Origin of the sequence: Pseudoalteromonas sp. TB25 (assembly GCF_000497995.1) — a bacterium.
Taxonomy (GTDB): Bacteria; Pseudomonadota; Gammaproteobacteria; order Enterobacterales; family Alteromonadaceae; genus Pseudoalteromonas; species Pseudoalteromonas distincta.
This window is the reverse complement of the sequence record NZ_AUTI01000275.1, coordinates 1-7,606: the sequence shown is the minus strand read 5'-3', so window position 1 is coordinate 7,606 and position 7,606 is coordinate 1. Positions and strand designations below refer to the sequence as shown.

The 7,606-nt window shown below is 37.0% G+C and carries 7 protein-coding genes and 1 pseudogene; 7 read left to right on the top strand and 1 reads right to left on the bottom strand.

Features of this window, described 5'->3' with window-relative positions; translation table 11 throughout:
* Nucleotides 1-135: 135 nt before the first annotated feature.
* Nucleotides 136-1,113: a DUF1852 domain-containing protein gene (locus tag L652_RS0109330; RefSeq protein ID WP_024593621.1), complete on the bottom strand. Its 978-nt coding sequence runs from the start codon at nucleotides 1,111-1,113 to the stop codon at nucleotides 136-138.
* A gap of 629 nt (nucleotides 1,114-1,742) precedes the next feature.
* On the opposite strand from L652_RS0109330, the gene L652_RS0109325 reads away from it, so the two are divergent.
* The 7 genes and pseudogenes from L652_RS0109325 to L652_RS0109295 all read left to right on the top strand — a co-directional run.
* On the top strand, nucleotides 1,743-2,492 hold the full coding sequence (locus L652_RS0109325) for an ATP-binding protein (RefSeq protein ID WP_024595360.1): 750 nt from the start codon (nucleotides 1,743-1,745) through the stop codon (nucleotides 2,490-2,492).
* A 136-nt stretch (nucleotides 2,493-2,628) separates the two neighbouring features.
* The gene (locus L652_RS0109320) at nucleotides 2,629-3,642 is read left to right on the top strand and encodes a DUF5924 family protein (protein WP_002960916.1); all 1,014 of its coding nucleotides are present in this window, start codon (nucleotides 2,629-2,631) and stop codon (nucleotides 3,640-3,642) included.
* A 72-nt stretch (nucleotides 3,643-3,714) separates the two neighbouring features.
* Nucleotides 3,715-3,951: a hypothetical protein gene (locus L652_RS0109315; RefSeq protein WP_024594872.1), complete on the top strand. Its 237-nt coding sequence runs from the start codon at nucleotides 3,715-3,717 to the stop codon at nucleotides 3,949-3,951.
* A gap of 381 nt (nucleotides 3,952-4,332) precedes the next feature.
* Nucleotides 4,333-5,136, top strand: a complete 804-nt coding sequence (locus tag L652_RS0109310) for a hypothetical protein (protein WP_024594873.1) — start codon at nucleotides 4,333-4,335, stop codon at nucleotides 5,134-5,136.
* Between the two features lie 142 nt (nucleotides 5,137-5,278).
* The gene (locus L652_RS0109305; protein WP_024594874.1) at nucleotides 5,279-5,938 is read left to right on the top strand and encodes an NAD(P)H-dependent oxidoreductase; all 660 of its coding nucleotides are present in this window, start codon (nucleotides 5,279-5,281) and stop codon (nucleotides 5,936-5,938) included.
* 267 nt (nucleotides 5,939-6,205) lie between these two features.
* On the top strand, nucleotides 6,206-6,655 hold the full coding sequence (locus tag L652_RS0109300; RefSeq protein ID WP_024594875.1) for a hypothetical protein: 450 nt from the start codon (nucleotides 6,206-6,208) through the stop codon (nucleotides 6,653-6,655).
* Nucleotides 6,656-6,853: 198 nt separating this feature from the next.
* Nucleotides 6,854-7,606, top strand: a pseudogene (locus L652_RS0109295) (phosphotransferase); the annotation flags it as partial.

The window sequence follows — 7,606 nt, the reverse complement described above, 5'->3', positions numbered from 1 at the left end:
AAGCCATAAAGGCTTAGGTAAACTGCCAGCGGTAGATGTAGGTAGTAATTTTTTCATAATAAATAATGCCGTATATTTTAGTTAATTATTAAACGTATCGTTAAGCGCGTTATTACTGCTTGTTACTATTAGTTGTTATGACAGATAGCTAGTAGAGAATTGCTCAAGAACTGTTTGGTACGGTTTGATAAAATGCTCTTGCGCAAACTTGCCTTGCTCATTTGCTAACTTTCCGCGCTCTTCTCGGTCATACACAATTTGCGTTAGTGAGTGGTCCAAGTTTTTTAAGTTTGGTTTATATGATTTACCCGCTGTTGCGTTGGCATTATAAATCTCTGGTCTGTAGATTTTTTGAAACGTCTCCATCGTACTAATGGTGCTTATAAGCTCAAGATTGCTGTAATCATTAAGTAAATCACCAAAGAAAAACAATGCTAAAGGCGCTGCACTATTTGGCGGCATAAAGTAACGTACCTGCAAGCCCATTTTTTTGAAGTATTGCTCAGTTAAAGACGATTCATTTGGCTCGTATTCAACGCCAAGTACCGGGTGTTGGTTTTCAGTGCGGTTGTAGGTTTTGTTATCTGACACACTTAGACATATAACCGGTGGTTTTTTAAAGTTTTGTTTGTATGTATCCGAATTTACGAATGACTGAAATAGTTTGCCATGTAAAACCCCAAAGTCATCTGGAATGCTAAATTGAGACTTACCTTTATTATGCTCTTGTAGAAGTACGCTAAAATCGTAGTCGCGCACATACGATGAAAAGTTGTTTCCTACAATACCTTCAATGCGTTTATTTGTTTTATGATCAACAATATTTGTTTTTAATATTTCGATAGAGGGGAAGCTTTCGCCGCCATCTTCAATACCTATTTCAACAGAGACAATTTCAAGCTCAACAGCATAACGCTCACCTTTGGTATTATCCCAGTGGGCTAGGGCATTAAAACGGTTGTTAATCATGTTTAAGGCGTTACGTAAGTTTGCTTTGCGGTATTCACCTCTGGCTAAATTAGCAAAGTTGGTTGTGATACGCGTATTAGTTGATGGATGATAATTTTCGTCGAGTGAAACGCTCTTTATATTAAATGTAAAATCTTTTTTCATCGTGTTTATATCCAATTTTATAATTTAAACCTGATTGATGCTTTGCGCTTTACTAGCCTTACAACACAACTTACTAAGCTGGCTTAGCTGGTTTAGGTATTCAGCAGCTTTAAGTTGTTAGCAATAGTGTTTAGCGCTAAGGGATGAGTAATTTATACGTTGATTGGGATATGAAGAAAAACGGTTTAATTTCACATAAAACATGAGTCATATTCATTAATCATTATTGTTAGATTCGATTACGTAGCAATTGAGGAAAAAAAGGCATAAATCGATAAAAACAAAGGATGGATGTTTAGCCGTTTAGACTTCCTTTTTTCTGATGTGCACTTTATTCATGTTGAACATGAGGAATATTCAAAGGGGGTTTTTCATAGCTATAACAGTACATTAGCCAAATTTTTAGTAGGTTAAGTCGTTGCTTGTACTAAGAGTCATCACTGGGAAAGTTTTAATTCACTATAAAAGCATATACTTCAGCTCATCTAGCCTAAATGATAAACCGACTTTTTTGAGTACGTATATAAATGCTTGTAAATTAATAAAAGCGTTATTAGTCATATTAGTAGCAATGGTAGTACGTTAACTAAGTTATACTCGTTTTTCATCACTTCACCTATTGAGTATTCGTGGATATCAAAGGCACTTGTATTGCATCAACTATTGATGAGCATGGCCCTGTTTATGTATATCAAACAAAAAAGAATCTAATTCTCAGCTTTGACGGAAAAATTTATCAAAGCTGTATTAAGTTAAATAATATTAACGGGTTAAGCTTAGCTTATACGCAAGCTATGATGGCTGCGCTTTTTTTTATACCAAATTTAATAACCGCGATGATAATGGGACTTGGGGCGGGCTCTATAGCAAAAAGTCTTTATCATGCGTTTCCTGCACTAACTATACATACCGTTGAATACCGTAAAGCCGTTGCTGAAATGGCTATAAAATATTTTGAACTGCCTGTGTCAGAACGTTTGTTTATTCACATTGATGATGCGGCAAACTACATGAAAAAAACGCAGATAAAAACGGATGTTATTTTTTCTGATTTATATAGCTCAGAAGGGATGGAATCAGATCAGGTGCAATCATCCTACTTACGTGATTGTAAAAATGCGCTCACTTTTGATGGTGTTTTAGTACTTAATATTTGCCATACCAAAGTTGGGCAAAGAGAAGAGTTCGATCAACTACTTGATAAAGAATTTGCAGGACAGATTTTTAGTTTTATTATTGAAGGCGGCAATAAAATTGTTTTTGCTTTTAACAATAAAATGCCAGTACTTAGTGAGGATGAATTACTTGCTAAGGCTCACACGTTACAAAAATTAATAAACGTACCAATGACGCGCTATGCCGAGCTTTTATTTAATTAAAAATGGTTAGTTTGATGTACTGTTAAATGGCGCGTTTGAATCCATCCGTCTATCTGTTGTTCATTTAAACTTGGTTAAACTAATCATACTCTGAATAAAAATAATAAAGTACGTACCCGTACGGAAACACTCATACATGGATTACTGTAAAAATATAATCGCTAAATTTATAAGCGCGATGCAAAAGCGGCCTGGATTATTGGCTGTATTGGCGTTTTTGTCGGGCGTTGCCAGCTTTGCACTTGTAGATAGAAAAGAGTCTTTTTCGCAAGTTATTGCGATATTTTTACTTTTTAGTTGGTTGTGGCTAATTATTGATAATTGGCTACGAGACAAAGTAGAAGAAAAATTTGGTGTGGCTGTATCTCCTAATGTAATGCGTTTTGCTCTACAAATGGTACAACAAGAAAGTCTATTTTTTGCTTTGCCGTTTTTTTTAGCGGTTACGCAGTGGGACCATCCTCAAGCGTTTTTTACCTCCCTCATTGTGGTATGTGCGGTTATATCGGTAATCGACCCCTTTTATTATAAGAAGCTTGCTAAAAACCTTACGTTATTTAGTGTGTTTCATAACTTTGCTTTATTCGTTGTTTTACTTGTTACCTTACCTATTTTGTTAAACCTTACAACGAGCCAAAGTTTAGCTGCAGCCCTTGTAACGGCTGTAGTGGTTACTCTTCCGAGTTTAAACAATTTAATGCCTAATGCACGCTGGTGGCGTTTTCCTATTCTTGTATTGATTTTATGTGCATTGAGCACTGCTGTGTGGCAATTAAGAAGCTATGTGCCTCCTGCAGCGCTGCGATTAACCGATATTACGTTAGCTCATGAAGTTGATTTACAACATAAAAAGCCAGTTGGGAGTATTAAACAGTTAGACTCTTATACACTGCATCATCAAGGTTTATATAGTTGGACCGCTGTTAAAGCACCAAGAGGCTTAAATGAAAAAATATTTCACGTGTGGCTTCATAATAAAAAGGAAGTTGATCGGATCACGTTAAATATAAATGGCGGAAGAGAGCTAGGTTACAGAGCATGGACCCACAAGGTAAATTTTCCTAGCGACTCTGTTGGTAAGTGGCAAGTAAAAGTAGTCACCGAGTCAGGTCAGCTAATAGGTTTAACGAAATTTACTGTTACACCTTAATTAACTTAGCTGGCTGTATTTTAAACACATAGCTTATATAGTTTTTGCATTCCAAACTAATGGACATAGTTAATGAGTATTGCATTTGAGATTTTTATTTGGCTAATAGTTGATACTGGCTTGAGCTTTTTATTTTACTCGACCGGTTGGCTACTATTAAAAGCGGTTACGTTTGGGCTGTATAAAAGCGAGTTTAAAGACTTTGCATCTTATAAAGCGAGTAAAGCTAGAAGAGTCGACCTAACCTTCTTACTAGGTTTTGGTTTTTATGTTGCACTGATTGTCCTTATGGCTTATTTAAGTCATTAAATTTGCAAATAAATTAGGTTAAGAATAAGCAGCCTATTGAGTTGTTGCTGCTTATGTTTGTCCCGTTACCGCACTTTTTTACACTTCCTACTTATACCTTTCCTGTTTTTGCAATAGGGAGCGCCTCACCGTGAGTACTATAACTATCATTTTAACTATTAAATTAAGTACCTGCTAGAGCATTGCTCGGTGCGTATATAGCTTTGGTTTGCTGGTTAAAACCCGAGCTAATTGCAACTTGTAGTTTATGGGTAATACTTAGTAAATACTTCAAATCTAATAAATAAAACAATATATATGCATCTATTTATTTCGCTAACACGTTTTATAACAATACTATGCGCCACTTTTTACCATTTATGATGGTTTTGGACTTAATAAATGACTCACTATTTAAAATATGTATTTGTTATTACGACTCTAGCGGTAGCAAATACAGCTTACGCACAAGCAAAAACACAAGAGCACTACCAAGAGCTTGAAGTGGGCGTAGGCGGAAATATTAAGCATACCCATACTGACGTAAATTATAAAAATAAAGAGTTTGATTTACATATTCATCCATTATGGGAGAGCCGATATGTTACCGAAGGTCGAGATAACCTTGCCGGTAATGGTATTGCATCAATTGCTACTGAGGTTAACTATAAAAACTTTGCGGTGATCCCTTGGGCGGCAAAAGGTATTAGTAGTGATTATTCAGAGCTTAATTTAAATGCTATTTATACCGCTCACTTATCTGAGCGGATAGAGATGTATGTAGGCTATAACTATATTAAAGCTCGCGAAGAAGGCATTGATGCTCACGATAATGAGCTAAGCCTCGACGTTGCGTATTTTTTTGCGGACGGTATTCAGTTATTAAGTAGTGTTTATTATTCATTTGATGCCAGCGGTACATTTTTGGAGATGGCAGTAAAAAAAGGTTTTTATATTAACGATTTACTATCAGTAGATATTCAATCAGGCGTGGGGGTTAATGCGGGGTATGTTAGTGATGGGCACAACGGAGTAAACAACGTTAAGTTTACTGCAAACTTGTCGTATCAGCTTTTTAATCAGTTAGCCCTATACACATATACAAGCTATAGCATTGCAGTTAATAAGGATGAAAAACGCTTTGCAGGTGACGAGACACTTCGAAATATATTTTGGGGTGGTGTAGGGCTAAGTTATCAATACTAGGGCGTGTTTGCTTTTTGAGGGTGAGTTTACAGCTTTTAAATTATTCGTATGCTTTGAATCAATAAACAATGCGTATGTGTAATACACAATAACTAAAAAATGTTAGTGTTTAGCTATCGTTTAAAAAAGTTGAGAATTACATATGAAGTTTTTAGTATTTTTAGGCACAGTACGCGATAGCACTCCACCAAAACCAGCTCGCTTAGGCTTAAGGGTTTCTCGGGCTTGTATAGAATGCTTAACAGAGCATTTTGGCGATCATGAGTTTGAGCTAATTGATGCGTTGGATTTTCCTAGCGAAAACGTATTTAAACCACACTTTGCATACGCTAAAAGTAATGCACCTACCGAGCTCACTCTATTAGCTGATAAAATTAAAGCCGCAGATGGATATATAATGATTAGCCCTGAGTACAATCACAGCATGAGTCCAGCCCTCGCTGACTTACTTAATCATTTTGGTAGCTCACTATTTTCATACAAACCAAGTGCAATAGTTACTTACTCAGCAGGACAGTGGGGTGGTGTAAGAGCGGCCATTAGTATGCGCACGTTTTTATCTGAACTTGGCTGTTTGCCAGTATCGGCTATGATCCACGTGCCAAAAGCGCAAAATGTGTTTAGTGAGGATGGCAAACCTGTTGCAGGAGAGAGTCAATCATCGTGGTTTAATTATTTCTCACGCACGTTTGGCCAACTAATATGGTGGGCGCAGGCTGCTAAAGAGTATACAGAGGTGGTTGACCCACAAAGTTTGCTAAAAAGCTTTAAAACAGATCCTTCTCAGCGCAATGCGCCTTAATATCCGCTAATTAATTGTTTGGATTGATTATAGAAACACAGCTGCATATAGTGGTATCATTAACACTACATATTTTTAATAATGCATAATACCAATTCGCAATAATAGTTAATCAATTTAAGGGATTAAATCGCTAACTGCATTAAAAGTTTCTGATATAGAACAACTCAATAACGAAATTTTTGCTGTGTTTTCCACACGATTTTATTGTCTCAAAATAGATCACTGAATTATGCGAATTGGTGTAAGAAACAAGGAAATTGTGTCTTGAAATATCTAGCCTTACTAAGTGTGCTTACGCTTAGTGCATGTAGTTCTGTTCCCCATAAAATTGAAATAAGCCAAAGTACGGCAGCAAATATGAACCTTATCGCTTTAACTGAGCAAAGTGCACCAAAGGGTGTTGCTGGCACTTACCAGTTTCATATTAAAGCGGCGAGAGCTCAGGGGAGTTGGTTGTATTTAAATACAGAAACTGATTATCGTGATAGGCGTGCTATTACGATATCAATACAGCCTAATGTGGTAGCCGAGCTTCAAAGTAAATACGGACAACCAGCAGACACCTTTTTTATTAATAAAACAATAGAAGTAACAGGCGAAGCTAAACGAGTAACTATCGATTTTATGAGCCGTGGTAGAGCCACTAATAAATATTATTATCAAACGCACATAGCTGTGTCATCAATTAAGCAGCTTCGTGTTATAGAAAGTTAGCAAAAAGCAATGCACTGTATTTATATACAGTTCATTATGAAAGCTTACTTTAAGCTTTAACGTTTACACTTAAATTTACTGCTATGGCGCTACTTTAGCGCTGTTTTATCCCACGATTTCAAAACTCTTATTTAACCTATTGTAATCTCATTACATAAAACTAATAATTGGTTAGTTTTATAAGTTTGAGTACCTGCATTGAAAGCCAAAGAAATCCGCAATTTTTATATCAACGAAGAGCAATCTGTTTATTTGCTTTCGCACCGCGATGCTAAAAAACACCGCCAGTGGCTTAATATTTGTATTAAGCAGCTAACACTGCTGGGCTACAAAAACGTTGAAATGATTGGCTCGGGTGCTTTTGGTTTTGTGTTTGCAGGTGATGACGATAACTGCTTACCTTGGGTATTTAAGTTTTCGCGTATTACGCTTGCCCAAAGTGTACGCGACCGCCTAGAAGACGAAGCGTATATGCTTTCGCAAATTAATAACCCCTTAGTGCCTACCTTTTATGCATTTGAGCGAATTAAAAAACAAGGGATTTTAATGATGGCGCGCGCCATTGGAGAGGACCTTGAAAAAGTATCGCTTAAAACAGGGCGCTTTAGTGCCGCGCAAATAATGGCGTTAGCTGTTAGGTTACGTACTGTATTAATTGATTTACGTAGTCACAAAAACGGCGTTAACCCACAACCTATAGTGCATGGCGATATAAAACCTTCAAACCTTGTTTGGGATGCAAACACTGACGCGCTTTCATTAGTGGATTGGGGCAGCTCTGTGTATGCACAGCTCGATAGTGATGGTAACCCTGTTGCCAGTAACTTTATGGATTTAATGTCGGGCGATTTAAGCACAACGAATGCCCGTATGGGCGATGTGTACTTTATTGGTGAAGCGCAAATGTCGGGAGAGCAATCATCCCCACGATTTGACGAACAAGGTGTAGCC